Raw genomic sequence first — 26,941 nt, forward strand, 5'->3', positions numbered from 1 at the left:
GGGCAGATGCGCATCGCTGTATAGCTATGCGGTCGGTCTAATCGTGTGACCGCTCGCCCTCGGCTCAGGCGATAACCGCATGCTGCGCAATCCACGCATGCATTGCCACGGCGGCAGCGGCACCGGCGTTGATGGAACGTACGGACCCGAACTGGGAGATGTAGACCACGTCATCGGCCAGGTCAAGCGCTTTTTGGCTGAGGCCAGGGCCTTCCGCGCCGAACAGGAGCAGGCATCGTTTGGGGAACCGGTAGGTTTCCATCGGCACTGCGCCCGGAATGATATCAAGGGCGATGACTCGGGCGGCCTGTAGTTCCTTGATGCGGCTGTCCGCATCGGCAAGTTCCGCCATGGCGCGCCGCATGGGAGAACCGCCACGGGTGACGCCGATGTCCTGCCCGCCAAACGAGTCAGGAATCAATGACTGTCCGTCAGCCGCAGGAGCATGCGCGCCATATTCGTGAACATGGATGGCGGCCGCAGCAGCACGGGCACGCTCGTAGGCGATCTCGCCGACGATCCGGTTGCGCCAGCATTCCACCAGCTCGGCGATCGAAGGATGATGCTCCACATGCTGGTAGAGCTCAGTCATCAGAGCGCCCTTGCGATTCCACTTATGCGGGCCGACGATGTGCACACGCTTCGCTTGGAAAGCGTTGGCAGTACGAACCATGGAACCGATGTTGAAATCGTGGGTCCAGTTCTCTACCGCAACCTCAAAATCATGACGATCACGCGCATCCAGATCGGCTTTGATTGCCGGTACGGACCAGTAACGATAACGATCGAGCACGTTGCGTCGATCGCCTTCGTCCAATAGTTCCGCATCGAAACGGGAATCATAATTGACGGATGAGGCATCGTCCGGGCGAGGCTCGCCAGGATGGGTCTCGCTCCATGGACCTAAGCCAATCTCACGGAATTCAGGTTCACCGGATGCTTTGGCCGCTAAAGAAATCGGATTGGGTGCGTGCATGTCTATCGCAGTTCGGATTCGTCGAAGACCTGAACGAAAGGCAATTCGTGCTCGTCTCCGGTGGATGGATTGATGACATCGATAGTCTTCGCACCGCCGCCCACCAACGAGGCAATGGCCACCACGGTTGCGCCCAACTGCTCCACCACGCCGAAATCCAAGCTCAGCTCGTTGCCATTGCGCAAGGTGACCAAAGAGCTGGTCTGCACATACGACTTTTCGGACAGCCATGCGTCCAGCAGCAATACACGACGCCCGGCGATGGACGGTCCCTTGATGGAGGGATAGACGAAGTCCATCACGAATCCGTCCAAATCCTCCCCACGAGAGGCGGCAGCCTGCATCATCGCGGACACCATCGGCACAGCGGCCGCCGTCAACGCACCAACCGCATCGAAATCGTCCACCGAATAGCCGGCATCCTCCAAGGCGTCCAGCAGCACATGGCCCATCACCACAGCTGCGCGGTGATCAAAGGTCACCGCCGCCAATTCGGAGAACGGACGGCCCACCACATGTTCTTTGAGCAAGGTAGCAAGCTGTTCCCGCGGATCCAGCATGGCGAACGAGGGGGCATGCTTGGCAACGGCAAGGTCCGGGGTACCGGTAGGGCGGAATCCAGATTCAGTCATATGCACAGCCTATCGCCTGAGGGGGTCAGGAACGGGCATTGGACGAATCATCGTCCGACGGCACCACCTCGGGTGCGGAAAGTTCGTTGATATTACCTTTCTCCGACTCGATCAGTGGCACTTCCTCAATGACCTTGGTGGGTTCGATCTTCTGCAATTTACGCGCCGTGGGCAGTACACGCTTCTCCAGGCTTGCGGCGAATTTGTTATATGCACCCACCGTCTTGGAGATCTGCGCGCCGAGCTTGGTGGCGTAGTCGCCCAGCACGGCGAAGCGCTCATACAGTTCACGTGACAGATCGAACAGCTGCTTGGCATCGTCAGTCAGGGACTGCTGCTGCCATGCATACGCCACGGATTTCAGCACAGCCCAGAGCGTGACCGGAGAAGTGAGCGCCACCTTGCGGGAGAATGCATCATCCATCAACGTGGGATCCGCCTCAAGCGCCGCCTGCAGCAACGCCTCATTCGGGATGAAGGCCACCACAAAATCGGGAGCAGTGTCGAAAGCATTCCAATACGCCTTCTCCCCGAGGGCGCGCACATGCTCGCGCAACGCTTTGGCATGCGAACGCAGCAACTCATCTCGTCTGGCCAACTCCTCGGGGGTTGCAGTCTCAGGAATCTCGCATGCACGCTGATAATCGGCATATGGCACCTTGGCATCAATCGGAATGGTTTTGCCTCCGGGCAAATGCACAATCATATCCGGACGCAGCGTGCGGCCATCGGCCCCAGTGACCACCACCTGCGTATCAAAATCAACATGCTCCATAAGGCCGGCGGATTCCACAATGTTCTTCAGCTGAGCCTCGCCCCATGCGCCACGCACCTTATTGTTACGTAATGCAGCGGAAAGCGAGCTGGTCTCCTTATCCAGCCGGGCTTGCTGGTCATTCAGCCCTTTGAGCTGGGCTCCGAGCGCCCCCATCTCCTGTTTGCGCCCCTCTTCGATCTGCGTGACCTTATGCTGCAAGGCATCCAGATTCTTGGCCACCGGAGCCAGAGCTTCCAGCACTTTGCTCTGTTCTTTGAGGCGTTCTTCCTGTTCACGACGTTTGGCCTCTGCGGCACGCGCTTCAATTTCACGCTGACGTTCAGCCTCGGCGGACGCGCGTTCCCGCTCATGCTGTATGCGAATCTGCTCAGCCTGCTGCGCTTGCGCCAACTGCGATTTCACGAACGCAAGCTCACGCCCGGCACCTTCGACCTGCGCCCGAGCCGCAGCATGCTGCGCACGCAACTCGGTAATCTCCTCCTTGGCGGAAGCCAGAGCGCCCTGCGCCTCGCCAAGTTCCTCGGACTTGGCGCCCCGGGCCATCTCCTGCCCTTTCTGCCGCCCAAGTTGGAATCCGGCAGCAAGACCCAGCATGAGTCCCACCACCAGCACAACGACTACGATAATCACGGTTCCCAGTTGTTCAGACATGTTCCCCAGTATGGCACCAGACACTTGAGCCGGTAAAATTTTACCGTCATCGACGAAACCAAGCCGTTTTCAGGACTTCACCAGACGGGAAATGGCCGCAGAAGCCTCGGCAAGCTTCTCATCCGCAACCGGCCCGCCTTCAGCCGACGCCTGACGCACGCAATGCTGCAAGTGATCGTCAAGCAACAGCAACGCCACCGACTTCAACGCTGAATTCGACGCGGAAATCTGCGTGAGCACGTCAATGCAATACTTGTCGTCTTCCACCATCTGTTCGATGGCGCGCACTTGTCCCTCGATACGACGCAAACGCGCAATAATCTTCGCCTTGTCTCCGCCATAACCATGCATCGGCACACCTTTCCTGCATCTGCGGCACGCCAAACACAACCGACATGCCAGCATACGTACACGCCCGAATCCAGCCATCCGCGTCTCGATACGCCATCAGCCGAACACGCCATCATTATATACCCTCTAGGGGTATAGGGTATACACTGTGCCTCGGATACAATAGGAGAGCATCAAGGAGGAGGGATTATGACATTCAGCATCTTTCCCGTAACCGTGGCACTCTTGGCTGCAGCAGCACTGACATGGCTGGTTCTTCGATTCTTCTTCGCCCCGCAACATGGCAAGGAAGGCATCATCGAGGGAGGCCACCAACGTGCAACCATCACCGTCAAGGGCGGCTACTCCCCCGCCACGGTGACCATGCGCCCCGACATGCCCATCACACTGACCTTCGACCGCAAGGAAACCGGCGAATGCACCTCGCATGTGGTGTTTGCCGACTTGGGCATGGACATCATGTTGCCAGGAAACACGTCAACCGCCGTGGAGCTGCCACCTCTTCAGCCCGGCGAATACCCATTTGCCTGTGGCATGAACATGGTGCACGGATTACTGCGCGTCGAAGAACACACAGCAGAAGCAACAGCGCACCCCATCACACAACGTGCCGCACAACCGCTGCCACCATCCGCCACGCCAGCCGCATCGGCAACACCGAACGCGGCCGAAGCCGAACGCCGCGAAGCCGAAGAGCGCCGCGCGGAAATCAAATCACTGGCTAGGCTGGTGACCATAGGCGCGATCCTGACGATTCCGGTCTTCGCCACGACCATGCTGCACATGGCCGACCCCGCACTCGTGCCGCACTGGATGGTCAATCCTTGGCTGCAGGCCATTCTGATCACCCCAGTCATGTTCTACTGCGGCCACCCCATCCACACCGTCGGATTCCCGGCACTCGCCCACCGTTCTCCGGACATGAATTCGTTGGTGTCGCTGGGAACCTCAGCCGCCTATCTCTACAGTCTGGTGACGTGCGTCGCTCCTTGGATATTTCCGGAAGGCTCACGTGAACCCTATTTCGAATCGGTCGGCGTGGTCATCACCCTGGTACTGGTCGGTCGTCTACTGGAAAACAAGGCGCGCGAAGGCACCGGGCAAGCCGTACAGGCGTTGATCAAGTTGCGTCCACACACCGCGCACCGATTGCACAGCAACGTACCGATTACCGCGGCAAACGCCACGTTGCCGGCAACCGCAGCAGCCAGCCTCCCGTGGCGTGACCCCGCAAACAGCACGGACGTCGACGTCGACTCCATCAGTACCGGCGACCTTCTTGTGGTACGTAACGGCGAGCGAGTCCCCACGGACGGCGTCATCGTGGCAGGTGAGGTCACGGTAGACGAATCCATGATCACCGGCGAATCCAAGCCGGTGTCCAAATCGACCGGCGCATCGCTGACCGGCGCTACGGTGCTCATGAAAGGCGACTGCGTGATGCGCGCCACCCAAGTCGGCGCAAACACCGTACTTGCGCAAATCACAGCCATGGTGGCACGAGCGCAGGCCACCAAAGCCCCCGTACAGCAACTCGCCGATCGCATTGCGCGCTATTTTGTGCCCGCAGTGATGATTATCGCCATATGGACCTTTGCGATCTGGGTCTCACTGGGTCCCAGCCCGCAGCTCGCGCACGCTCTGGTCACTGCCGTCAGTGTGCTCATCATCGCATGCCCGTGTGCGCTGGGACTCGCCACGCCGCTGTCCGTGACTGTGGCGCTCGGCCTCGGTGCCTCCAACGGCGTACTGGTCACATCCGCAAAAGCTCTGGAACAGGCGAGACGCATCGGTACGGTGGTTTTCGATAAGACCGGCACCATCACCCGAGGTGTAGTCGATGATAACGCCGACTGGAGCCGCCCAAGTTACGAACAGGACACCGTCAAAGAAGGGTCAGTCGAGGCGATTGCGGCATTGCGCGCCCGCGGCATACGTACGGTGATGTTGTCCGGAGACAAGGCCGACGTGGCAGGTCGTATCGCACGCGAAGTCGGCATCGACACCGTGATCTGCGAAGTCAAGCCCGACGGCAAGGCGTACTGGATTCAGCGACTTCAGCACGAACGCGATACCCGGAATTCACATGATTCGCAATCCGCTACAGCACAACAAGGCAGCAATGCCGCCCACGATACAGCGACGGCAAACACCGGCAAGAATCGCTCGACAGCAAACCTTATCGCGATGGTGGGCGACGGCATCAACGATGCTCCGGCGCTGGCCCAAGCCGATCTCGGCATCGCCATCGGCACCGGCACGGATGTGGCCATGCAATCCGCCGACGTGACGCTGATGAGCGGCGACCTACGAGGCGTACTGAAAACCATCGATCTTTCGCAGGCCACCATGCACAACATTCGGGAAAACCTCGGCTGGGCGTTTGGATACAACGTGATCGGCATTCCGATCGCAGCCGGCGTGCTGTTCCCATTCACCGGCTGGCTGCTAAGCCCTATGATCGCAGGGCTTGCGATGGCGCTGAGCTCCGTATGCCTGGTGCTCAACGCGAATCGTCTGCATGGGGTGAACATCAGCAGATTCGATGCCGGTGCCACCGCCCCGCAAAGTACCGCCGCCCCCGCCGGTGAACCGACCGTCATCATCGACGATCACACCTCATTGCACTTGTCCGCAGATACGGACAACAACCATCCAACCACCAAGGAGAATCCCATGGATATGAACATGCACATGCATCACGCCGCTCCGACCGAGGGCGAAACCGCCACCGACCCGGTATGCGGCATGACCGTGGCCGTGAACGCGGACGCCATCACGCGCGAGCACGATGGCAAAACCTACTACTTCTGCGGCGAGCACTGCGCCAATAACTTCATGAAGGCTCCGCAGATCTTCTTGGAGAAGTAAGTCGAACCTGCTCAACAACAATGGCCTCCATCATTGCGATGGAGGCCATTTCATACGCGCCCGAAAACCAGTGATCAGGCACCGAAGAAGAACACGAACATCCAGCAGCCGATAATGGCACCGACGATCGGGGCCACGACCGGAATCCATGCCTCGTTCCAGCGAGACGTGCCCTTGGACGGAATCGGCAGGACGGCGTGCAGAATACGCGGCATGAGATCGCGGGCCGGGTTCAAGCCCGGTCCGGTCGGGCCGCCCATGGAGGTAACCAAGCCCCACACGATGAAGCCGACGACGATTGCGGCAGCGGCCGGATCCTTTTCGCCCCACGGGTCCATCAGGCAGCACAGTGCACCGAAGACGAGCACGAGGGTGCCGAACATCTCGTTGATGAAGTAATTGAGCTTCTTGTTATCCGCATCGGTGGTGCAGAAGGTGGCGAGGATGGCCTCGGGATCCTCAGTCTCCTTGTAGTGCGGATAGTAGGTCAGGTAGACGATGAACTGTCCCAGAGCGGCGCCAAGCAGCTGCGCGATGATGTACGGCAGCACTTCGTTCCACGGGAACAGGCCGTTGACGGCCTGGGCGAGGGTCATGGCCGGGTTGATATGCGCGCCGGAGACCGCACCGAACATCAGCACCGGGAACATCACACCGAAGCCATAGCCCATGGCGATGTTCAACCAGCCGGCGTGATGGCCTTTGGTGTTCTTGAGTTCGACGTTAGCCACGGAGCCATTGCCGAAGATCATCAGGATGGCGGTACCGAAGAATTCGGCAGCCAGCTTGGTAAAGAGGGAGTATTCCACTGCTTCTTCTTTTCTCGTTCTAGTGAATGATGTGACCCACAATGGCCGAATGGCCAAGTCACGCAAACGGAACAAGTGTACGCCGAGGGCTGAACGTGAGCGAAGCGAGAGCGGCAGCATCGGAATCCGATAATCGGATATCCCGTTTACAAGGGGCTGATATCCCATTCATTCAGGCGATATGGAGCACTCATCGCACCTGCCCCGTGAGAACAACCCTTTTTGACCCTTAACCCCACATCCACGACGCACCCGGTTAAGACCCACGTTTTGGCCTATAACCCCCTTAACCCCTATTAACCCCACAATGCGGGTTTGATGAATGGATGTGTTGAAAAAACAAAAAACCGGAATCTTTCGATTCCGGTTGTCTGTGCCCCCGCAGGGATTCGAACCCTGGACACGCTGATTAAGAGTCAGCTGCTCTAACCAACTGAGCTACAGGGGCGTTGGTTAGTTGTTGAAGTGTTCCTTGCAACGAGTGATAAATATACTCAGATTTGTCTCACGCGCAACCCTCGGCGTGTCGCCCGGAATTTCAACGTTTTGAAAATCGCGATTTTGCAGCGGCGCATCGTCTTTGCGATCGCGACAACCACACCGACATCACAGCTTCACAAAATACACACATCTTTGTGAATCACGTGCGTGGCTCACACTCTCGTGCCTTGCACTCACGTCTTCCCCGCTTTACGCCCTTATGACCAACCATGATGGAGTTCTCATGGAAAAACGAAAGCCCCGCGCTGTGCGAACACAAGCGCGGGGCTTTCAATGCTTAAGCTCAGACTTCCAGTCTGAAAGATTCCAGCATTACGCCGGAATGATTCACTCGGCCACGACCTTCACGAAGAAGGAAGCGGTGATCTCCGGGTGGAGGGCCACCTTGGCGGGGAAATCGCCGGTGGTCTTGATGGTCTCGACCTCGATGGACTTCGGATCAACCGGAGCCTTGTCGGACAGAGCGATGGCGATGGCTTCCTTGGAGATGCCACCGAACAGCTTGCCGGACTCGGACACCTTGGCGGCGATCTCGACGGTGGTGCCCTCGATAGCAGCCTTGGCAGCCACGGCGTCTTCACGGGTGGCGACGGCCTTGGCCAGACGAGCGCGCTTCATAGCGGTGATCTGAGCCTCAGCGCCCTTGGTCCAAGCGAAAGCCAGACCCTGCGGGAACAGGAAGTTGCGGGCGTAGCCGGCCTTCACGTTCACCACATCGCCGGAGTGGCCCAGGTTGGACACGGTCTTGGTGAGAATAACCTTAGTTTCAGCCATTGTTCAAAGCCTCCCTAACTCAGCGGCCCGAGGTGGCGTACGGCAGCAGAGCCATCTCGCGGGCATTCTTGATAGCCTTCGAGATCTCGCGCTGCTCCTGCACGGTCACACCGGTGATACGACGGGAACGGATCTTGCCGCGATCGGAGATGAACTTGCGCAGCAGCGCAACGTCCTTGTAATCGATCTCGGTAATCTTGGCAGCCTTCAGCGGGTTCGGCTTCTTCTTGAACGGCTTGACCGGCGGCTGCGGCCTCTTGCGTGACATGATGTTCTCCTTAAAAGTAAATATGATGATTGCTGCTGATCAGCAGGTTGCAGACAAGTTCAGCATCGGCACGCGATCATAATGACCGCGCGATGGATCAGAACTCCGGATCGTTGTCGTCTCCGCCAAAATCGGAGGAGGCACCGAACGTCGCGAAGCTACCGCCATCGGATGCACCGGCGTTGCTCCACGGATCGGCCGCCGGCGCGGACGGTGCGGTCTGGGCGGGCTGCTGGGAATAGCCAGCGCCACCCTGATACCCACCGTTGTAGCCGCCCTGGCCACCGTTGTATCCACCGTTCTGCGCGGCCGGAGCATTGCCATAGCCCTGATTGGCCTGACCACCCTGGAATCCGCCGTTATTGCGTCCCTGGAAACCGCCCTGACCGGACGACGTACGGGACACCTGTGCGGTGGCATAACGCAGGGAGGGGCCAATCTCATCGAGCTGCAGCTCAACAACGGTTCGCTGGGAACCGTCCTGAGCCTGATAGGAACGCTGCTGCAGACGACCGGTGGCGATCACACGCATGCCCTTCTTCAGGGACTGAGCGCAATGGTCGGCCAAATCTCGCCACGCCGAGCAACGCATGAACAGTGCCTGACCATCTTCGAACTGATTGGTCTGACGGTTCCAGTTACGCGGAGTGGAAGCAATCGTGAAGCTTGCCACGGTAGCCCCGCTGCCGATGGTGCGCAGCTCGGGGTCCGCGGTGAGGTTGCCCACGATGGTAATGACGGTTTCGCCTGCCATGACGGTCCTTCTTATACCTTGCTTTTGCCTAATGCCTTGAATACCAGCTGTTCAGCTGACTAACGCTTTGAATTCAGCCCTTACGAAGGATCTTCGTACGGATCACGGATTCGTTGAGGTTGAGCACGCGGTCGAGCTCATCGCTGGTAGCGGGCTCGGCGGTGTACTTCACGACGACGTAGTTGCCCTCGGTCTTACCGGCAATCTCATAGGCGAGCTTGCGACGGCCCCAGTAATCGGGCTCATCGTAAGAACCGCCTTCCTTGGTGACGAGTTCCAGATACTGCTCGGTCAGCTTCTTCAGACCGCGCTCATCCAGCTCAGGATCGGCGATGAACATCAGTTCGTACTTGTGCGCAGACATCACCCACCTCCTTCGGACTATCGGCCACGGACCTTCCGTGGCAGGAGTGTGTATGCGTGTGCCCTCCCAGCAACCGGCCGAATTATGCGTAAAACGCACCCATCGCACCACTCGCCGCTCTTCGGGCAACTTGAACAGCCTATATATAGGGCGGGACACGATGCAGCGTGTGGTTGGAGCTGCGGCAAACGTTCGGCAAACATCTGACGGCCCGCACACGATACTGTCCGTCAGACCGTCGGCAAACAGGCCTAGCTCACCTTATTTATGACTCCAAACTCAACATTTAGGATGCGTTTGCTCGTATGATGGTGCGTGAAAGAAGAAAAAACCAAGAAGGGGGACTTATGTTCTGTCCTAACTGTGGTGCGACCGTCCGCGAAGGTGCGCAGTTCTGCGCAGCTTGCGGCGGTCGGATTGGCTCTGCATCGGCGGCAACGGCTGCCCCGGCGCAGCCTGCACCGACTCCTAATCCTTCCGCGGCCCCGGCACCTGCGCCCACGGCCTCGATTCCGATGCCGGGTGGCGCTCCTGCCGCCCCGGCTCCGACTCCTGTGCAGCCTGCCGCAAGCGCGGCTCCCGCAGGTCAGCCCGCACCGGTTCCGGGAGCCCCGGCACAGCCCGGCCCGGCACAGCCTGTTGCCGCAAGCCCGCTGGCCAAGGAGCTTTTCAGCGCGCCGAACATGCAGACCATCGGCATCGCCGCCGCCATTGGCTTCGGCGCAGCGCTCGTTTTGTCGCTGTTCCCGGCCATCGCGATGAACTCCTATAATTCGTCGTCGTTCTCGGTGACCTCCGATTCTTCGATCGGCCAAGCCCTCAACGGCATGTTCGTCTCCGGCAACGGCATCAATTTCTTCCACTTCCTGTTCCTGGCCTTGGCCATGGGCTTGGGCGGCGGTCTGCATTACGGCATCATCGACACGAGCTACACCAGCCTGGACGCCTCCAACATGACCTCTTTCCCGCTGGGCCTGACCGGCGTGGCGCTGCTGGTGGGCACCGCCTTCGGCGCATACATGTTCGCACGCGCCAAGAGCACTCGTTTCAAGTACACCGGACTGATCTCCGGCCTTATCACCGCACTGCTGCCGGCAGTGGTGATCACGCTGCTCGCGGCCATCGCCGCAGCACCGATCGCCGACGGCTCCACCATCGTGGCCAAGTACTCCGGCGCCACGATCCGCACCTTCTTCATGGCTTACCTGCTCTCCGCCCTCGGCGCGCTGGCCGGCTATGCACTGGCCCAGTACGCCCCTGATTCCAAGACCGTGTTCGGCGCGGCTTGGCAGTGGGCTCATCGCGTGCGCGGCTTCGTCCGCACCGTGACCGCCGTGCTGGCCTTCCAGCTGGCGCTGTTCTTCCTCGCCGGTCTGGTGGCGCTGTTCGTCACCGCCTTCTCCGGCGGAGAGGGCGTCATGATCCTGACCTTCCCCGTCACGCTGATGATGCTCGGCAGCTTCTACTTCACGTGGGCCACGTTCGGCGCCATGACCATATCGCAGTCCGGTCAGCTTCCTCAGGATGCCAGCCTGTTCAGCGTGAACCTCAACACGACCGTATGGCCGATCTGGCTGCTGTTCGTCGCGTTCGTGCTGGTCACGTTCGTGGTGGCGCTGCGCACCTCTGCCCGCAATCTCTACGATCGCGCCTACATGGGCTGGATTCACAGCTGGAAGTCCCCGGTGGCCGTGATGGTGTTCTGGCTGATTGCCAGCCTGCTGTTTGAGCCGCTTTCCGAGCGTTACACCATGTCTCACACCATGTCCATCGGACCTGCCCTGTGGTACTTCCTGGTCATGGGCATTTGGGCATTCCTGGTCGAAGTCGTGGCTCTGACCTTCGGTCCGACCATGGTGGTTTCCATGCCGGGCTTCTGGCCCGTGCTCGTGGGCGGCACCGTCCGCGCCACTCCGCAGCAGGTGGTCGATTACATCCATGCCAGTGATGGCATGTTCGGCAAGTGGCCCACTTGGGGCGCTCCGTCGGCCGGTGTGAGCGCCCAGCCATACGCTGGCGGCACCAGCGCACCGTCTGCCGGTGCCGCTCCGGCGGCCCCCGGCGCTCCGGCCGCTCCGGCCACCCCCGGTGCTCCCGCCGCTCCGATGGCCGCCCCCACGGCTCCCGGCGCGGCTCCGATGGCCGCCCCCGATGCCGGTGCCACGGCCATGACCGCCCAGCAGAAGAAGTACTTCATCATCGGCGGCGCGATCGCCGGTTTTCTGGTGGTGTTCGGCATCGTCTACGGCGTGCTGTCCTCTTCGCTCTTCAGCGCGAAGAGCGTGGCCAACAACTATGTTGCAGCCATCGCCTCGGGTGACTACGACAAGGCCAGCTCCATCGCCAACCCGCATGTGGACGCCGCCCAGAGCGTGCTGCTGACCTCCAAGGCCTCCACCGGTGAGAACACACGCATCACCAATGCGCGCATCTCCCAGACCACCAACAACTCCGACGGCACCGTCACCGCTCAGCTCACCTACACGCTGAACGGCAAGGAGGTCTCCACCGATTCGATCAAGATGGTGGCCAACGGCAGCAAGTTCCTGATCTTCAAGAACTGGACCGTTGCCGAGCCGCTGGTCAAGACCATTTCGGTCTACGCCTCCGACGCTCCCGACGGCATCACCGTCAACGGTGTGAAGGTGACCGCCAAGAACGCGACGAACAACGACGCCGAGGACAGCGGCACCTACCAGCTCAAGGTGTACCCGGGCATCTACAAGGTCGGCGTGCCGAAGTCCGACTTCTACAGCGCCAAGACCGTGTCCGTCAACACCAATGACGGCAACAGCGGCACCTTGGACGTCCAGCCCACGGACAAGCTGACCTCCGCCATCCAGGATGCAGTGGACGCCAAGCTGGACGAATGCGCCGAGTCCACCGAGGCTGAACCGTCCGGCTGCCCGTTCAGCTACTCCACCTACAACTCCCAGAAGTACCGCAACTTCTCCTGGTCCATCGACACCTATCCCGAGGTGAACTACATCTCGCTTTCGGACGGTAGCTACGATACCGACTACGACGGCAAGGTGACCGTGAAGTACGAGTACCACTACTACGACGGCTGGGAGTCCGAGGATGACTGGAACTACTTCTCGGCAGACGGCAACTTCACCATCAAGGATGGCAAGGTGACCGTGGACCTGAGCAGCAGCTCATACTGATCCCTCTTGCCGATAATCGTCGGCGGAATTGAGATGGCCAAGCGATTGGTCTCCTCACCATACCGACGTCCATAACACACAAGCACCCCGCCGCGGCACCGTCTGCGGCGGGGTGCTTGTACACTGGGTAAGGCGTAAATCAACACAGCGACTGAAAAAGGATGCGAACGCATGTCGGCGATTCTTGAAGGCACTCCGGATAAACGACTCGTTCTGGTCACGGGCCGTGCCTACCCCGAGCTGGCTCAGAAAGTGGCCGAATGTCTGGGAACGGAAATCCTGGAGACCACGTCATACGACTTTGCCAACGGGGAGATGTACGTACGGTTCACCGAACCGGTGCGCGGTGCAGATGTGTTTGTACTGCAATGCCACGCGGAAGACATCAACAAATGGATCATGGAACAGCTCATCATGATCGATGCCTTGAAGCGCGCTTCTGCACGCTCCATTACTGTGGTGGCACCGTTCCTCGGTTATTCCCGTCAAGACAAGAAGCACCGCGGCCGCGAGCCCATCACCGCCCGCCTGATCTTCGACCTGTTCCGAGCCGCGGGCGCGGACCGCATTATGACGGTTGATTTGCACGCCGCTCAGGAGCAGGGCTTCTTCGACGGCCCGGTCGATCATCTGACCGCCATGCCGGTGTTGCTCGATTACGTGCGCACCGCACTCGATCTGAACAACACCACTATCGTTTCCCCGGATGCCGGCCGCATCAAGGTATCCGAGCAGTGGGCTGCCAAGCTCGGCAATCTGCCGTTGGCCTTCATCCACAAGCAGCGTGACATCACCCGCCCGAACCATGCCGAGGCACATGGCATTATCGGCGACGTGAACGGACGCGACTGCGTGGTCATCGACGATATGGTCGACACCGCAGGCACCATCTGCGAGGCCGTGCGTACACTGAACGAGTCCGGTGCCAAGTCGGTGACGCTTGTGGCCACTCACGGTCTGCTCTCCGGTCCGGCCGTGGAGCGGCTCAAGGGATGCGGCGCACATGAAATCGTCTTCATGGATACGGTCCCGATTCCCGAATCCAAGCGTCTGCCGAACATGACGGTGCTGTCCGTGGCACCTCTGCTGGCCGCCGGCATTCGTTCCGTATTCGAGGAAGGATCCGTGGCCATTCTGCTGGAAGGCCTGCCAGAGGATATGCGTCCGCGCAACATCTACGCGTGATTGCACTTACGTGATCACATGCAATATGCGTTACAACAATGCCGCCAAGAGTTCAGCTTGGCGGCATTGTTGTATCTTATGGGCAGCACTCAGATAAACGCACGCGCGCCAAAAATAGCGGTGCCGACGCGCACAATGGTGGACCCTTCCTCGATGGCATAGGCCATGTCCTGAGTCATCCCCATCGACAGTTCCTTGCAATTGGCGGTACCCTCAGCGCCCGAGGCCAAAATCTGATCGCGCGTGCGGCGCAGATGGGCGAATCCCTCGCGGATGGTGCGCTCATCGTCCACATGGGCACCGATAGTCATGAGACCCTGCAATTCCAGACCGCCCATGGCACCAATGCGCTGGGCCAAATCGATGGCGTGGCTTGGCGCGCAGCCGGACTTGGATTCCTCTCCGGACTCGTTAACCTCCAGCAGCACGCCTACGGTGATGCCATGCATGGTGGCCCGGCGAGCGATCTTCTCCGCCAGTTCAATCGAATCCACGGATTCGATGGTGTTCACCACCGGCAGCACCTTGCCGATTTTATTGGACTGGAGCTGGCCGATGAGATGGAACGGGATATGATCCGCAGCTCCGGCAACCGCATGACCGGCCGCCGCCACTGCATCGTCGCCGCCGACGCCCAACGCAATGCCGCGATCGGCCAGCAGACGCATCAGCCCCGGTGCCTTCACCGTGACCTCTTGCGGACGATTCTCCCCGATCATATGAATGCCGGCGTCGATCGCGGCCATGATCTCGCCCACATCACGGGTTTTGGTGGCCGCCAGCAGTTTGACCGAACCGGGCTCGCGGCCAGCTGACGCCTCCGCCTGCGCGATGCGGTCCAGTACCTTATGAACGCCGTCTGCAATCTCCTGTGCGCGCGACTGATCAATGACCTCGTTTGCGAGATCCTTATGGTCCATATAAGCCGTCATAGTGTTCTCCCCGCTGAATCGAGACCCCATCTTACCCCGGAAATGCGAGAGCCTTCCGTGAACGTTCACGGAAGACTCCTATTTGTTTGTATCGCCTCGCTCAGGCTGCGCCTACGGAAAGCCCACCGGGCTTTCCGCTTAACGGCATTCCTCCGGCCCAGCAATCACCGACTCGCGCTCACGCGCGAGACCCAATCCGACCTTCACTCGGACTATCGCCTCGCTCAGGCTACGCCTACGAAAAGCCCACCGGGCTTTCCGCTTAACGGCATTCCTCCGGCCCAGCAATCACCGACTCGCACTCACGCGCGAGACTCAATCCAACCTTCACTCGGACTACCGCCTCGCTCAGGCTACGCCTACGAAAAGCCCACCGGGCTTTCCGCTTAACGGCGTAGCCACACACGCATCTGTCCTACTTCACGGTTTGCCCATGAATAGTATGGCACCAGCGTCAATGTGGCGGGCTCAGTGGCGGGCTCGTCATCGGCCGGAGCATATAACGGGGCATCCTCCGCGTCTTCACCCATATGCACGGCAGACAGCGCAATCGTCTCCACACCGCCCAGCAGGTCGGACTTGAACTCGGTCTTGGCATCGGCGGCACGTACGCCATCGGCCAGTCGATAGTTCCACAGGTCGCCGGGATTGTCCGCCTGCTCCGCGCAGTAGACCAGCGGACCACGCATCACGGCTACCTGACCAGCGTCAGAACGCACACGGGAGTTGGCGCGCACAAACTTCACGGACATGTCCAGATCAAGGGCGATCTCCAACGTGTCGCCGGCGTTGACCACCAGATACACGAATCCGTCCTCGACTTCGGCGGCGGCGGGCTTGCCGTTCACCGTCAGTGCATAGGAGCCCAGCGACCAACCGGGAATGCGCAAACCGAAACGTACCGAGCTCAGCGCCGCGGAAGTCGGCAGCCCCACCGTGTACTCCACATGGCCGCTCCACGGGAAGTCGGAACGCTGCTCAACGCTCAGGCCGGAATCGAACGATGCGGTGTTGGCGATGAACTGATGGCTCAGCACGGTCGCGCCGCCATCGCGCTCGGTGTAGATGTAACGATCCACGGAGGCGATGAGTCGTGCGATATTCGCCGGGCAGCAAGCGCAGCCGAACCAGTCCACGCGATGGGAGAGCACGTGGTGACGGTCCGGATTCGCCAGGCCGTCCGGAGTGGATTCCAAGGCGTTGACGTAGTAGTACTGCTTGCCGTCCAGGGAGATGCCGGCGATGGAGCCGTTGAACAGCTCCTTTTCCAGCACGTCGGCATATTCGCCCTTGGCTTCGATGTCAAGCATCTGCTGAGCGAACATGCTCATGGACACGGCGGCGCAGGTCTCGCCGTACATCGTGTCGTTCGGCAGATCGTAGTCGTAGGTGAACGACTCGCCCACGTGAGTGGAGCCGATGGCACCGGTCACGTACATACGCTTGGTGACGATGTTCTTCCAGAACCGCTTGGCCGTGGCGATGAGGTCCTCGTCGCCAAGCAGACGGCCGACATGCGCCACGCCGGTGCACAGGTAGCCGACGCGCACGGCATGGCCGTCAGCGGTCTGTTGATTGCGTACAGGCTGCGCAGCTTGGAAGTAGGTGGGCTTGTAGAAGCCGAGGTCCGGGAAGATGTTGTCGCCGTGCATGGCTTTGAGCTGCTTGGCGTAGAACTCGGGATCCTGGCCGCGCACGTCGATGAGGTAGAGGGCAAGCTTCAGATAGCGCTCCTCATGGGTCTCCTCATACAGCTTGGCGAGAGCCAGCTCGATCTCCGGATGGCCGTCGGCTCCGTGAATCTTGCCTTCCTCGGGACCGAAGTTCGCGTCGAGGCAGTCGGCCATACGACGGGCCACATCCAAAGCCTGCTCGTTGCCAGTGACCTGATGGTAGGCCACGGCAGCCTCGATGTAGTGACCCATCACATACATCTCATGGCTTTGCTGGATAAGGCTGAAGCGCGGACGATCGGCCCAGACGCCGGACTTGATCTGGTATGGGGTGTCCAGATAACCGTCTTCCTGCTGTGCACGTGCGATGAGATCCACGGTCTTGTCGCACAGGGCCCGCAGTTCCGGGTCCGGATGGTAGGCCAGCGCGTAGGCGGCCTCCTCCAGCCACTTATAGACATCGGAATCCTGGAAGACCATGCCGTGGAACTCGTCGTCAAGTTCGCCGGCCGCGACCTTCAGGTTGGCGACCGCATGGCTTTTGTTATCGGAGAGCTGGTTGCCGGCGGGATCGTCCGGAACGACGGTATCGATTTCGTCGTTCATCACGCCCCACTGATACGGAATCACCGATTCGACGATCTGGTCACGACGCTGCTTCCAGAACGGAGAGGTAATCGTTACTTTCATGATCATCCCTTCACCGCGCCCGCCATGAAGCCCTTGACGTAGTACTTCTGAAGTGCGAGGAAGAGGATGGCGCAGGGGATGAGCAGGACCACGACGCCGGCTTCGGTGGCACCGTAGTCGATGACGCCCATGGTCTGCTGACGCATGTTCACCATCGCGAGTGGCAGGGTGGACTTGGCGGAGGAGCTCAAGTACAGCGGAATCATGAAGTTGTTCCATGCTTCCAGGAAGGCCAGCAGACCAACGGTCACCATGGAGGGCTTGACCACCGGGACCAGGATCTTGAACAGCGCTTGGAAGGAGTTGCAGCCGTCCACCATGGCGGCCTCCTCCATATCCTTCGGGATGGCATCGAAGGCGTTGCGCATGATGAAGGTGCTCATCGGCAGCTGGAACAGCGTGATCACGAGGCCCACGCCGAGCAGCGTATCGTTCAGACCAATGTCCTTGAACCACACCATCAGCGGGATCAGCAGGGATGCGTACGGCACCATCAGGATGGACAGGGTCACCATGAAGCCGAGGTTGCGGCCCGGGTAATCAAAGCGGGAGAAGGAGTAGCCGGCCAAGGTGCACACCACCACGGAGAACACCACGGCGACCAGCGAAACGACGATGGAGTTGAACAGGTACTTCGGCAGACCTTCCTGATAGCCGAACAGCGTCAGGTAGTTGGCCACGCCCCAGCCCTTCGACTGGGCGGAACCGGGCTGCGGACTGAAGGAGCAGACCACGACCCAGATCAGCGGGCTGATGAAGATCAGGGCCAGCAGGCCTTCGAGCACACGAGCGATGACACGCTTCCACAATGGGGTAGTCATAATGAATTACCTCCCCTTTCTCACTTGGTGTTGTCGCGCATGCCGCGCATCTGGATGGAGTTGATAATCACCAGGGCGATGAGCACGATCAGCGAGAGCGCCGCGGCCATGCCGAGGTCCTTCTTGGAATCGAAGGCGAAGTTGTAGATGAGCTGCACCACGGTCATGGTGGAGTTGTTCGGGCCACCCTTGGTCAGAATGAAGAACTGATCGAAGGCGAGGATGGAGCCGGTGACGCAGTAGACCAGGCACATCACGATGGTGGGCTTCATCAGCGGCAGGGTGATGGAGCGGAAGATGCGCCAGGTGCCGGCACCGTCCATGCGGGCGGCTTCGTACAGATCGCCGGGGATGGCCTGCAGACCGATCATCATGAGCAGCATGTAATAGCCGGAGAAGCGCCAGACGATCACGATGATCGTGGCCCACAGCGCAGACTGTCCGGTGGCGAGCACGGAGCCGCCGTCTTGCATCAGTCCCAGCGCGGACAGCATCTTGGTCACAGGTCCGACCTGCGGCGAGTAGAGCGCGTAGAACAGCAGGGATGCGGAGGCCAGGCCGGTTGCGGAGGGCAGCAGGAAGCAGGTCCTCAGCACGTTGTTCCACTTGGTGGATTCCTGCACGATCAGCGCCATGCCGAGGCCCAACACCAGCAGGAAAATCGTCACGATCACGGTGTACTCAAGTGTGAACCCGATCGACGGCCAGAACAGCTTGTGCTGGAATACCTTGACGAAGTTGTCCGGGAAATTGGTGCCGCGGTTGCCGCCCAGCAGGCTCCAGCGGGAGCAGGCCATGATGACAAGCAAAACGATCGGCACGAAGAACAGCACGATGATCATCACCCAGTCAGGCAGCGCGTACATAATGCCGCGCCGGAATGCCTGGGCCTTTGCCGTGGACTTGTGCTCGGGCACGGCCGCGGCGGACTTGGAAACACTCGACATGTTTCACTCCTTTGTGGGGAAATAGTTGGAACCAAACGATCGGACACTGATCGATAATTCGGATGCGATTCGCGTGATGCAAGGATGAATGCAATCCGTTATCAAGGCCGATTCCTGTGAAGGAGAAAGGAAGGAGAGTACTACAGGAAACCGGAATCGACCTTGGCAGCAGACCACAGTCAGGAAAACCAACACTGGTGATTGCGGGTGACGGTTCCCCTCAATCTCGCCTGAAGTGGGTCGAGGGGAACCGTTGTTCAGCTATCGATGATTATTGGACGCGATTCAGCCGAATCACTGGGCGGACAGAACGTCGGTCACAGCCTGGTTGTCGGACTTCAGGTCACCGTTGCCCCAAACGGCGTTCTGGACGAGCAGCTGCCACGGGGAGCCGGCGGCGTTGAAGGCCTCATTGAAGGCTGGGGACTTCGGGGTCTTGCCGTTGCCGTCGATGATCACGGAGTTGATAGTCTGGACGCGAGGATCGGCGTCGTTGTAGGCGGTCTTCAGGGTCTCGACGTTGGAGGCGGTGTCGCCCTGATCGGCGAAGACTTCCTTCTGGGTGTCGGACTGCATCAGCCAGTAGAGGAAGTTCCAGGCCTGAGCGACATGCTTGGAGTCCTTGGAGATGCCCATGGCGTCGCCACCGAGGAACGTGGAGGACGAGCCTTCCTTGGTGCCCGGGATCGGGGCCACGCCGACCTCGAAACCGCCATCCTTCTCAGCCTCGAACAGCGCGGTGGTGGCGGTGTTCGGGTAAGGCATCACACCGATCTTGCCGTTGGCGAACGGAGCGGTCCAAGTGGCACCGGTCTCCTCCTTGGAGCCTGCGCCGAGGCCGTTGGTGGTGTTGGCCAGCTCCTTGTAGGCGTCCAGAACGGCCTTCATGGAGTCGTTGTTCAGGGTGGCCTCGGTGCCGTCATCGTTCATGACGGACTCACCATCGGCCCAGACGGACGGGAAGAGGTCGAACACCAATGCACCACCGGACTGGCCGGCAAGGTAGGAACCAGCGACGTCGGTCTTGTTCAGAGCGGCGACCTTCTTGGCTTGCTCTACGAACTCATCAATGGACTTCGGGCCCTGCTCCGGGTCGAGACCAGCCTCCTTGTAGAGGTTCTTGTTCCAGACCATCACGGAAACATCAGTGATGAACGGCAGCGTGTGCTTGGCGCCGTCCACCGTACCGGCCTCGATGTGGCCCTGCTGAAGATCCTTGAGGTTGTCGAGTCCGTCGATCTGCTTGGTGAGATCAGCGAAAATGCCTTCGGAGGACCAGTACGGAATACGGACCACGTCGCCGGCGAGGAGGTCAGGCAGGGAGTCGGTCTGCGAAGCGCCACCGACCTTGCCTTCCATATCGTCGTTCGGGATGATCTCCAGCTTGACCTGGTTCTTGTGGCTCTTGTTGTAGGCCTCAACCACGTTCTTGGCCTGGCGTTCCAGCGGGGAACGGGTCCACAGGGTGATTTCGGTGCCGTCGTCGGTGCCCTTGGCCGGGATGCCTTCGGTGGAGGCGGTACCACTGCTGCCAGAACCGCCGCAGGCGGCCAGCGGGATCAGCATTGCGGCGGCTGCGATGCCGGCGAGTGCACGAGTGACCTTGTTGAAGGACATAATCGCTTCTTTCTCTAAAATGTTCCGCTCATCTCTGAGAGGCGGTGGCGGAGTTTCCGCCTCCGGTCCTTCGCTCGTCCGCCCCATCCTCCTCGGTAGAACGAAACTCTGCGAAAGCCTTTTCTCAATATAAACGAACTTCGCCGTTTTTGCAAAAGCGCTTTCGCATTTTCTCTTTCTTTCGCACATCGAACAGGTTCGATACATCAAGCCCGCAAATAATCACCACTAAAATCGGCCTATTTTCAACGTTTTATCGGCGTGTCTCACAAGACAAACAAAACCTTACAGAAACCAAACGTTTTCACTCGTTTCTTGAAAAATCAAACATTTCTGTTATCATTTCGTTATAAACAACAACACACAAACACACTTTGCGAAAAGTTTTCGCACTCTGCGCTACAATGCGATATAGCACAGCGATGTACTTGAATGGCAACCTCGCCACGCAACTGGCTTTCCGCAGCACATCCGGTATTCTTGGAGTGCCCCGAACCAGTGCGCAGCGATAACCTACGCACACACTGGAATTACAGCAGTACAACGAGGAATCGAGGCATGATGATGGCTCAGGCACCTACCGGACGTTCGGCGCGACTTGAGGATGTTGCAGCGCTGGCCGGCGTTTCACTGGCCACTGCCTCCAAAGCATTGCACAATAAGCCCCGCATCAGCGAAGAGACCAAACAGCGCGTGCTGGACGCCGCCCGTCAACTCAACTACTCCCCCAACAAACTGGCCCAATCGCTGGTCCGCGGCACATCCGGGCTCATCGGCCTGGTCACCTCCGACCTGCAAGGCCGATTTTCCACACCTATTCTCATTGGCGCGGAAAACGAGCTGCGCGCACAATCCACATCCGTACTGCTGGCCAACGCCCGCGGCGATGCCGCCCTCGAACGCCAGCATGTGGAGAAGCTGCTCTCACTGAAGGTAGACGGACTGCTGATCGTACAGCGAGAAACCAACCCCCGACCTTCGCTCGGCCGAGACTGGGGTGTGCCACTGGTCTATGTCTACGGTCCCTCCACCGATGCCGACGATTGTTCCGTGACCTGTGACAACGTGGACGCCGGGCGTATGGCCGTCAACCATCTCATCTCCTGCGGCCGCCGGCATATCGCCATTATCGGTGGCGACGAAACCTACACCGCCGCCACCGACCGCACCAAAGGCGCGCTTGAGGCGCTGTCCGAACTGGGCATCGAGCCTGCCGGGCCGATTCGCTACGGCAAGTGGGACGAAAGCTGGGGCCGCGCCGCCACCCGTCTGCTACTCGATCAGGGCGTCAAGTTCGATGCCGTGGTCTGCCAGAGCGATCAGTTGGCCCGCGGCTGCATTGACGTACTCAAGCAGCATGGGCTGCATATCCCGGACGACGTAGCCGTCATCGGCCACGACAACTGGGACGTACTCACCAAAAGCTCACGCCCGGCACTGACCTCGATCGACAACGAAACCGAACTCATCGGCCGCCGCGCCGCCCGCTACCTGATGGATGCCATCGACGGCAATCCCCATCACGGTACGGACTACATGCCCTGCCGTCTCATCCAGCGCGAGTCCACGCTGCCGCTGGACTGAGCCGTTGAACTTCGCCGCCGGACCAACGGAGCGTTACATCCGTGGAGCAGCGGCAGAGCTGCGCACGACGAGCTCGCCCTGTAGCTCCACGAAGCGGGGAGGCAGCTCCTCGCCCTGCTCGCGTGCCTCAAGACGGGACAGCAGCAGTTCCACGGCTTTGCGGCCCGCGGCGGGGAAATCCTGCCGGTAGGTGGTCAACGGCGGCGTCCACACGCAGGCAAGCGGATGATCGTCGAAACCGATCACGCTGATATCGTCCGGCACGCTTTTGCCTTCGTCCTCCAAACCGCGGATAAGACCCATCGCGATCTCGTCATTGCCGGCGAAAATCGCGCTCAGCCCCTCGATGCCAGCCATGGTACGCCCGAGCTCTCGGGCGTCGCTAGGAAGCCACGAGCAGTGACGCATATCCGGAATGGGCTTGTCATTGGCGCGCAGGGCGGCCTCCCAACCGGCGGTACGGCTGTAACCGCCGCCCCCGCCCGGAATGGTCACGTGGTAGACGTTCGAATGCCCAAGCGACAGCAGGTACTCGGTGATCTCACGACCGGACTGATTCTCACGCAGATCGACCTGGTCGAGATCGGGTTCGCGGTCGCCGGCGATGACCACCTTGGTGACCGTATCCGGCAGCATGTGCAGGGCCTTGGCGGCGAGTTCGTCGTATTTCATCACGATCACGCCGCTGGGATTCTGGTCCATCACCATGGTGATGGACGCCCGCAGACCCTCGGCCGAATCGTCGTCGAGCTTCGAGATGCTGACCGGGTAGTTGCTCGCGCGGGCCTCATCTTCGATGCCCTGGATCGTCATGGCGGAGCCGTAGAGCGTGGTATCGCTGGTCATCACGGCGATGGACTTCATCGCGGCGTTCACCAAACCGCGAGCCACACGGCTCGGGTGATAGTCCAACAGTTTGATGGCGTGGGCGATGCGCTCCCGGCTTTCGTCGCTGATGCGGGGCGAATCGTTGAGGTATCGGGACACTGTTGACACCGATACGTTGGCGAGCGCGGCGACGTCCTTGATCACCGGCGCACGCTTTTCCTTAGGCCTTGGCATATGTACCTGTCTATCTTCCATCACGGCCCAGTATAACTGTATGCGCGATAGACGAGTGGGAAAGTGAACACCCCGGCCTCCCATAGGGAAGGAGAGGAACCTTATGGGGGCCGGGGTGTCTTTTCAGGAGGAAGGGATGGGATGGATTGAATTGTGCGCTGTTTACTTAACGGCTCCGCCCGTGATACCAGAAATGATCTTGCGCTGGCCGATGACGAAGACGATCAGGAGCGGGAGGGTCATCAGGATGATGTAGGCGAAGATGAGGTGCCAGTTGTTGAGGTACAGGCCCGCGCTCGCCACATTGTAGAGGTTGAGCGGCAGGGTGCTCATCTTGCCGGAGAGGATGAACAGCGAGTAGAAGATGTCGTTCCAGATGTAAAGCACCACCAGAATCGTGGAGGATGCGAGCGTCGGAGCGAGCAGCGGGAAGATGATCGTGAAGAAGATCCTCATCGGGCTGGCGCCGTCGATACGGGCCGCTTCCTCAAGCGAGGGCGGGATCGTGCGGATGAAGCCGGTGATGAAGAAGATCACCACGGACAGGTAGATGCCCACGTACACGCAGATCATGCCGGGTGCGGTACCGGACAGGCCGATCATCTTGAGCAGCATCATGATGGTCACCACGGACGGCGGCAGGATGACGCCGGAGATGAACAGCGCATAGAGCATGGCCGTGCCCTTGGAGGTGCGGCGACCGAAGATCCATGCGGCCATCGAGCCGAACAGCAGGCAGACGAACACGGAGGGGACCGTGACGATGAGCGAGCCGAGCAGGGCGGGGAACACCTTGCCCTCCACGATGACTTCCTTGATATTGTCGATGAGGTGCCATTGGCTCGGCAGCGCCATGCTCGGCACCACGGCCTCGGCTTGGGTCTTGCCGGCGGTGACGATGAGAATCCAGAACGGGATCGCCAAGAACACCAGCATCAGCAGGATGACGATCGCGGCGTGGATGATGTCGCCGGCCTTGGACTTTTTGCGTACGACGGTGAGGTTGTTGGTCTTGACGCCGGATTCGCTGTAGGTTGCGCTACTCATAGGATCTTCTCCTCACGCTTACGCAGGTAGATGACAAGCGGGATGGCGATAACCATCACCATCACGAAGAGCACGAGGCTCATGGTCGTGGACTGCGAGTACAGGCCCTTGCCGAAGGTACGCCAGATGAACAGGTTCAGGATTTCGGTGGAACCGCCGGGGCCGCCATTGGTGGTGGCCTGGACGATATCGAAGGAGTTCATCGAACCGAGCAGTGCGGTGGCCACGTTGAAGGTCATGGCCGGGGCGATCAGCGGGAACTTGACCTGCCAGAAGGTCTGCCATGCGCTGGCGCCATCGATGGAGGCCGCCTCAAGCACCTCGGAGTCGATAGTCTTCAGGCCGGCGAGGTAGGTGAGCATTGCGAAGCCCATCCATTTCCAGCCATGGATGATGGTGACGATCACGATGGTCCATGTAGTAGAGCCGAGCCACTGGATGTCCACGGTGTGGCCGGCGAAGAAGCCGAGGATCTGGTTCAGCACGCCGTCGGTCTTCAGAATGGCCTGCCAAATGTAGCCGGCGCCGAGGGCGGACATGATCACGGGGATGAAGAACATCGTGCGGGCGAAGCGGTTGAGCGGCGTGTCCTTTTCCAGAAGCACGGCAAGCGCCAGGCCAAAAGTATTTTGGAAGAAGGCCACCAGAACGGCGTAGATGAGGGTGACCTTGATATCGGACATCAAGGTGCCGCTCTCGAAGAGCTGCTGCAGATTCTCCAGGCCATTGAAGTTGATGGTTTTCTTGAATGCGGACCAATCGGTGAACGCATAGATGAAGTTCATTACCGTAGGCAGGAAGAAGAACACCAACAGCATTGCGCCCGCGGGAACGACGTAGCGCAACGGATAATTCTTGCGCTCCAACGTCCGTGTGCCCTTGATCGGCTTGACGGACTTCGAGACATGAGTCGTCGTCATTGTTTCGTTTCCTTATGTTTTTATGGCTGAACGGCCGGGCCCGGGATGGCGGATGACTTGCGACATACTGCGCGCATCCCGGGTGCCGCCCGGCCGAAAGCCGGTATTGGAAGCTCGGGACCGTTCGACCCGGCGGGGAAGAGGAGAGATTCTCGCCGGGGCGGACGGTCAGCCGATCAGAATCCTTCGACGCCCTGAGCCTTGGCGATCTGCGCGAACTGGTCCTGGGTGGTCTTGGCGACCTGCTCCGGGGTCATGGTGCCGTTGACCATGTTGGCGAGGTTCAGGTAGAGATCCGGGTTCGCCACGGCCTGGGACTGCATGGAGCCGACGGCGTCCTTCAGAGCGGCGAAGGCATCGAGCTGAGCCTGCGGCACAGTGTCCGGGGTCTCAACGTCCTTCATGATGGACACGTAGTTCTGATCCTTGATGAAGGTCTCATATTCGGAGCCAAGCCAGAAGCTCATGAACTGACGGGTGGCGGCCTCCTTCTTGGAGTCGCCGGTCTTGAAGGCCACGATGCAGTTGCCCTGCTGCGGGATGGAGGTAGCGACGTTGCCTTCCTTGGAGATCGGGAAGAAACCGACGGTGTCGTCCAAAGTGGACTTGTCGTTGTTGGCCAGTGCGGCGATGGCGCTGAACATCGAGTTGGTCTGGATGATCATGCCGGCCTTGCCGTCGAGCAGGGCCTGGGCCTGATCGGTGTCCTTGGCGGAACCGGCGTCCTTGTTGTATAGGCCGTCATCGAGCATCTGCTTGTATTCCTTGATGGCACCGAGGATGTCCTTGCCCTCGAAGCTGTCCTTGTTGGAGTTGACGTTGTCCCACAGACCATTCTTGGCGGCTTCGGCGAGCTGGACGTTCACGGCCCACTGGGTGCCCCACTGGGAGCCGGCCATCTCGAAGAATGCGGAATCGGCGGCACCGGAGTCCTTAATCTTGTTGGCGGCCTCGATCAGACCATCCCAACCCTTCGGAGTATCGGTGATGCCAGCCTTCTCGAAGACCTTCTTGTTGTACCAGACGCCTTCGGTGTCCGGGGCGGAGACAAGAGCGCCGTAGTAGGTGCCGTCGTACTTGCCGCCAGCGTCGGCGATGCCGTCGGCGTAGTTGTCGAGCCACGGGGCGTTGTCGAGCTTCTGCAGCTTGCCCTGAGCTACAAAACCGGCCAGGGTGGACGGCACGGCTTGCCAGAACATGAGATCCGGGGAGTCACCGGTGGTGATCTTGGTCTGGACGTTGGACTCGTAGTTGTCCGGGATGGTCTGCAGGTCGATGGTTGCACCGGTCTTGGATTCGAAGTCCTTGATGACCTTGACCGGAATCTTGTTGGAGTTCTGGGCGGCCCAGAAGGTGAGTTTGACACCGTCCAGCTTGGTGTCTTCGGCCGGCCAGTAGTCGGCAGAAGAGGTGTCCGTGTTGTCGTCGCTGCCTGCGGCGGCGGGGTTACCGCATCCTGCGAACATCATGCCCAGGGCCGCGATGCCGGCGATGGCTGCGGTGGTCTTCTTCCAGTTCCTCATCATTGAGCCTTTCCTTTGATGATTCCTCGCCCCGCCCTCCAGCG

21 protein-coding genes, 1 tRNA gene and 3 pseudogenes are annotated in these 26,941 nt (G+C 59.9%); 5 read left to right on the forward strand and 20 right to left on the reverse strand.

Going from position 1 to position 26,941, the window contains the following annotated elements:
• Positions 1-64 precede the first annotated feature (64 nt).
• The 5 genes and pseudogenes from CUU80_RS11230 to CUU80_RS06270 form a co-directional block, all read right to left on the reverse strand.
• Positions 65-340, reverse strand: a pseudogene (locus CUU80_RS11230) (TrmH family RNA methyltransferase); the annotation flags it as partial.
• A 120-nt stretch (positions 341-460) separates the two neighbouring features.
• Positions 461-976, reverse strand: a pseudogene (locus tag CUU80_RS11235) (RNA methyltransferase); the annotation flags it as partial.
• 2 nt (positions 977-978) lie between these two features.
• Entirely contained in the window at positions 979-1,608 is a 630-nt protein-coding gene (locus CUU80_RS06260; RefSeq protein ID WP_165775864.1) for a type I phosphoribosyltransferase, read from the reverse strand.
• A gap of 25 nt (positions 1,609-1,633) precedes the next feature.
• The gene (locus CUU80_RS06265) at positions 1,634-3,037 is read right to left on the reverse strand and encodes a DNA recombination protein RmuC (protein WP_165775865.1); all 1,404 of its coding nucleotides are present in this window, start codon (positions 3,035-3,037) and stop codon (positions 1,634-1,636) included.
• Between the two features lie 69 nt (positions 3,038-3,106).
• Positions 3,107-3,388: a metal-sensitive transcriptional regulator gene (locus tag CUU80_RS06270; protein ID WP_100496495.1), complete on the reverse strand. Its 282-nt coding sequence runs from the start codon at positions 3,386-3,388 to the stop codon at positions 3,107-3,109.
• A gap of 189 nt (positions 3,389-3,577) precedes the next feature.
• Between CUU80_RS06270 and CUU80_RS06275 the strand changes: the two are divergent.
• Positions 3,578-5,923: pseudogene (locus CUU80_RS06275) on the forward strand (HAD-IC family P-type ATPase); the annotation flags it as partial.
• Positions 5,924-6,082: 159 nt separating this feature from the next.
• A complete protein-coding gene (locus tag CUU80_RS11240) occupies positions 6,083-6,259 on the forward strand; it encodes a YHS domain-containing protein (RefSeq protein WP_439329974.1) in 177 nt (58 codons plus the stop codon).
• A 74-nt stretch (positions 6,260-6,333) separates the two neighbouring features.
• Here the strand turns inward: CUU80_RS11240 and CUU80_RS06280 are convergent, their stop codons facing one another.
• The 6 genes from CUU80_RS06280 to rpsF all read right to left on the reverse strand — a co-directional run bounded on the left by CUU80_RS06280 (position 6,334) and on the right by rpsF (position 9,729).
• Positions 6,334-7,068, reverse strand: coding sequence for an MIP/aquaporin family protein (locus tag CUU80_RS06280; protein ID WP_100496497.1), 735 nt, complete (start codon positions 7,066-7,068; stop codon positions 6,334-6,336).
• Positions 7,069-7,442: 374 nt separating this feature from the next.
• A tRNA-Lys gene (locus CUU80_RS06285) sits at positions 7,443-7,516 on the reverse strand.
• Positions 7,517-7,896: 380 nt separating this feature from the next.
• Positions 7,897-8,343 (reverse strand): 50S ribosomal protein L9, encoded by a 447-nt coding sequence (gene rplI, locus CUU80_RS06290; protein ID WP_100496498.1) that lies wholly within the window; start codon positions 8,341-8,343, stop codon positions 7,897-7,899.
• Between the two features lie 19 nt (positions 8,344-8,362).
• Positions 8,363-8,611, reverse strand: a complete 249-nt coding sequence (gene rpsR, locus CUU80_RS06295; RefSeq protein ID WP_033890661.1) for a 30S ribosomal protein S18 — start codon at positions 8,609-8,611, stop codon at positions 8,363-8,365.
• A 97-nt stretch (positions 8,612-8,708) separates the two neighbouring features.
• On the reverse strand, positions 8,709-9,365 hold the full coding sequence (locus CUU80_RS06300; RefSeq protein ID WP_100496499.1) for a single-stranded DNA-binding protein: 657 nt from the start codon (positions 9,363-9,365) through the stop codon (positions 8,709-8,711).
• Between the two features lie 73 nt (positions 9,366-9,438).
• Positions 9,439-9,729: a 30S ribosomal protein S6 gene (gene rpsF, locus CUU80_RS06305; RefSeq protein WP_100496500.1), complete on the reverse strand. Its 291-nt coding sequence runs from the start codon at positions 9,727-9,729 to the stop codon at positions 9,439-9,441.
• A 347-nt stretch (positions 9,730-10,076) separates the two neighbouring features.
• On the opposite strand from rpsF, the gene CUU80_RS11100 reads away from it, so the two are divergent.
• Both CUU80_RS11100 and CUU80_RS06325 read left to right on the forward strand, forming a co-directional pair.
• A complete protein-coding gene (locus tag CUU80_RS11100; RefSeq protein WP_165775866.1) occupies positions 10,077-12,896 on the forward strand; it encodes a zinc ribbon domain-containing protein in 2,820 nt (939 codons plus the stop codon).
• A gap of 171 nt (positions 12,897-13,067) precedes the next feature.
• Positions 13,068-14,081, forward strand: coding sequence for a ribose-phosphate diphosphokinase (locus CUU80_RS06325; protein ID WP_100496501.1), 1,014 nt, complete (start codon positions 13,068-13,070; stop codon positions 14,079-14,081).
• An 89-nt stretch (positions 14,082-14,170) separates the two neighbouring features.
• On the opposite strand, the gene CUU80_RS06330 is transcribed toward CUU80_RS06325, so the two are convergent.
• The 5 genes from CUU80_RS06330 to CUU80_RS06350 form a co-directional block, all read right to left on the reverse strand.
• A complete protein-coding gene (locus tag CUU80_RS06330) occupies positions 14,171-15,013 on the reverse strand; it encodes a YggS family pyridoxal phosphate-dependent enzyme (protein WP_100496502.1) in 843 nt (280 codons plus the stop codon).
• Between the two features lie 386 nt (positions 15,014-15,399).
• The gene (locus CUU80_RS06335; RefSeq protein ID WP_100496503.1) at positions 15,400-17,376 is read right to left on the reverse strand and encodes a glycoside hydrolase family 127 protein; all 1,977 of its coding nucleotides are present in this window, start codon (positions 17,374-17,376) and stop codon (positions 15,400-15,402) included.
• A 2-nt stretch (positions 17,377-17,378) separates the two neighbouring features.
• A complete protein-coding gene (locus CUU80_RS06340) occupies positions 17,379-18,197 on the reverse strand; it encodes a carbohydrate ABC transporter permease (protein WP_100496504.1) in 819 nt (272 codons plus the stop codon).
• 20 nt (positions 18,198-18,217) lie between these two features.
• Entirely contained in the window at positions 18,218-19,144 is a 927-nt protein-coding gene (locus CUU80_RS06345) for a carbohydrate ABC transporter permease (RefSeq protein WP_100496505.1), read from the reverse strand.
• Positions 19,145-19,438: 294 nt separating this feature from the next.
• Positions 19,439-20,764, reverse strand: coding sequence for an ABC transporter substrate-binding protein (locus tag CUU80_RS06350; protein WP_100496601.1), 1,326 nt, complete (start codon positions 20,762-20,764; stop codon positions 19,439-19,441).
• 558 nt (positions 20,765-21,322) lie between these two features.
• Here CUU80_RS06350 and CUU80_RS06355 point away from each other — a divergent pair.
• On the forward strand, positions 21,323-22,345 hold the full coding sequence (locus CUU80_RS06355) for a LacI family DNA-binding transcriptional regulator (protein ID WP_100496602.1): 1,023 nt from the start codon (positions 21,323-21,325) through the stop codon (positions 22,343-22,345).
• 33 nt (positions 22,346-22,378) lie between these two features.
• Here the strand turns inward: CUU80_RS06355 and CUU80_RS06360 are convergent, their stop codons facing one another.
• From CUU80_RS06360 to CUU80_RS06375, 4 genes are all read right to left on the reverse strand, one after another.
• A complete protein-coding gene (locus tag CUU80_RS06360; RefSeq protein ID WP_165775867.1) occupies positions 22,379-23,407 on the reverse strand; it encodes a LacI family DNA-binding transcriptional regulator in 1,029 nt (342 codons plus the stop codon).
• A 162-nt stretch (positions 23,408-23,569) separates the two neighbouring features.
• Positions 23,570-24,454, reverse strand: a complete 885-nt coding sequence (locus tag CUU80_RS06365) for a carbohydrate ABC transporter permease (RefSeq protein WP_100496507.1) — start codon at positions 24,452-24,454, stop codon at positions 23,570-23,572.
• On the reverse strand, positions 24,451-25,374 hold the full coding sequence (locus CUU80_RS06370; RefSeq protein ID WP_100496508.1) for a carbohydrate ABC transporter permease: 924 nt from the start codon (positions 25,372-25,374) through the stop codon (positions 24,451-24,453). The genes CUU80_RS06365 and CUU80_RS06370 overlap by 4 nt, the downstream gene beginning before the upstream one ends.
• A gap of 176 nt (positions 25,375-25,550) precedes the next feature.
• Positions 25,551-26,900, reverse strand: coding sequence for an ABC transporter substrate-binding protein (locus CUU80_RS06375; RefSeq protein ID WP_243388673.1), 1,350 nt, complete (start codon positions 26,898-26,900; stop codon positions 25,551-25,553).
• Positions 26,901-26,941 lie beyond the last annotated feature (41 nt).

It is taken from the genome of Bifidobacterium scaligerum (genome assembly GCF_002802865.1).
Taxonomy (GTDB): Bacteria; Actinomycetota; Actinomycetes; order Actinomycetales; family Bifidobacteriaceae; genus Bifidobacterium; species Bifidobacterium scaligerum.